We start from the raw sequence: 2,180 nt of genomic DNA on the forward strand, positions 1-2,180 counted from the left end.
CCGCCTGCCGGTGAAGAGCTCCCGGGTAGCCCGCCTCCCGGAGGAGCGGCGGCGTTCGATGCCCGGAGCGGAGCAGAAGCACCGGAAGCGCGAGGAGGCCCCCGTCGGCCCGGTCCCCTCCCATCACCTCCCCCGCAGGCCCCTCACAGCCGCGGCCCCCACCACCCTCACCCACCGAGCGGAGGCCTGAAGCGCAGCACAGCGCCGGAGAGCGCGGGGAGGACGCCGGGCCAGACTCAGGGAGAAGCCCCAGCACGCCCGCGACCTGGGACATCGGGCGGCATCCCCGCGCCATTCAGCCGCCTGTCCGGCCTGTTGCGGGACGTCGGCCGGAGCCCTGCGGCCCCGGCGGCGGTTTGTGGCGCTCCGGGGCGATGTGCACCATGCGTACGTCGCCGGACCCCACCGGCCTCCGTACGCCCCGGGCGACACTCCAGACGCCCGCATCCTCCGGCTGACCTGCCCCCTCGCCCACACCTCCCGCCCCCCACCGGTCAGCGCGGCCTACCGGTGCGGCCGGAGCCGGCCGGGCCCGACGGCCCGGGCCCCGCCGGACGCGCCCCGGACGGCCCGACGCGCCTCCGACCCACCGGCCCCGGGCGGCCGGGGCATGGTCCGGCAACCAGCTGACGCCCCTCACTCCGGATGGCCGGAATTCCTTACCGCCATTGGTTCAGGCCACCGAGCGCCCCACTGAGGCGCAGCTGGTGATCTTTTCGGCGCAGCCCCCCGCTTCGAACGGATGACCAATTTTCAGCCAGTCGACAAAATGTTTAACTTGCAAGCACTAGTGAGGCGTACCTAACCTTGCGGCCCCGATCGGTTCACGTCCCCAGACCGAAGGAGCCCCCACGTGTTCACCCGACTGAACAGGGCGCAGCCCTACGCACTCGCTCTCTTCCGTGTCGTCATCGGCTTCCTCTTCGCGTGCCACGGCGCCGCCTCGCTCTTCGGCGTCCTCGGCGGCGCCATGGGCGGGGGCAGCATCCCCGCCGGCAGCTGGCCCGGCTGGTACGCGGCGGTGATCCAGTTCGTCGGCGGCATCCTGGTCACCCTCGGCCTCGGCACACGCATAGCCGCCCTCCTCTCCTCCGGATCGATGGCGTACGCGTACTTCAAGGTGCACCAGCCCGAATCCCTGTTCCCCCTGCAGAACGGGGGCGAGGCCTCGGCGGTCTTCTGCTGGGCGTTCCTGCTGCTGGTCTTCACGGGCCCCGGCGCCGTGGCCGTGGACCGGCTGTTCTCCTCCCGGACCGAGGTTCCTCGCGAGCAACGGGGCGCCCAGGAGAAGGCACCGGCGATCCCGGTCTGACCGCTCACAGCCCCCGCGCCCCACGGCCCCACCCCGCCCACGCGCCGGATACGCCCCGCCGTCCACCCACCCGAGGTCGGCGGGGCGTACGTGACCTGCACAACATCAGCACCCGCCGACGAACCGCACGTGAACCACAGAAGTACCCTGGAGTGCTGGCCTACGTCGGCCTGCCGCTCCGGCCGCTCCCCATGCGACGTCGCGGTGTTGCCACACGGTGACTTGGAACGGGGAGTAGAAAGTGCTCGAGAGTGTGGGTGCGCTGACCGGCACCCCATGGATCTACGCGGTGGTCGCCCTCTCGGTGCTCCTGGACGTCTTCCTGCCCCTCCTTCCCAGCGGTGTACTGGTGATAGCGGCGGCGACCGCTGCGGCCGCGAGCACGACGACGGTCACCGCCGCGGCCGGCGCCGCGGCCCCGCAGGTGCCCTCCCTCCTGGTCCTGATGCTGTGCGCGGCCACCGCGTCGGTACTCGGCGACCTGGTGGCGTACCGCCTTGCCTGGCGCGGCGGCGCCCGACTGGACCGGGCCATCGCCAGGTCCCGCCGCCTCACCACCGCCCAGGAACGCCTCGGCGCGGCGCTCAGCAGGGGCGGGGGCGCTCTCGTGGTCATCGCCCGCTTCGCTCCGGCCGGGCGCTCGGTCGTGTCGCTGGGCGCGGGCGCCGCCCATCGCCGGGCGAAGGACTTCCTCCCCTGGTCCGCGCTGGCGGGGGTGGCCTGGGCGGGGTACAGCGTGAGCCTCGGCTACTTCGGCGCCCAGTGGCTGGGCGCGACCTGGCTCGGCACGGCCGTGTCGGTCCTCGCCCTGTTCCTGGCGGGCGCCCTGGCGGCCGTCGTCGTCCGCCGCCCGTCCCGCGAGCGGACA

At 73.3% G+C, this 2,180-nt stretch carries 3 protein-coding genes; all 3 read left to right on the forward strand.

The window, feature by feature from the left end; all coding sequences use genetic code 11:
• Positions 1 to 190: hypothetical protein (locus tag IH13_RS45290; protein WP_234433474.1), on the forward strand; the 190-nt coding region annotated here is incomplete at its 5' end.
• A 663-nt stretch (positions 191 to 853) separates the two neighbouring features.
• Positions 854 to 1,312 (forward strand): DoxX family protein, encoded by a 459-nt coding sequence (locus tag IH13_RS0132590; RefSeq protein ID WP_031090140.1) that lies wholly within the window; start codon positions 854 to 856, stop codon positions 1,310 to 1,312.
• A gap of 241 nt (positions 1,313 to 1,553) precedes the next feature.
• A partial coding sequence (locus IH13_RS0132595) for a DedA family protein (RefSeq protein ID WP_037843079.1) occupies positions 1,554 to 2,180 on the forward strand: 627 nt, incomplete at its 3' end.

The organism is Streptomyces sp. NRRL WC-3549 (genome assembly GCF_000721935.1).
Classification (GTDB): Bacteria; Actinomycetota; Actinomycetes; order Streptomycetales; family Streptomycetaceae; genus Streptomyces.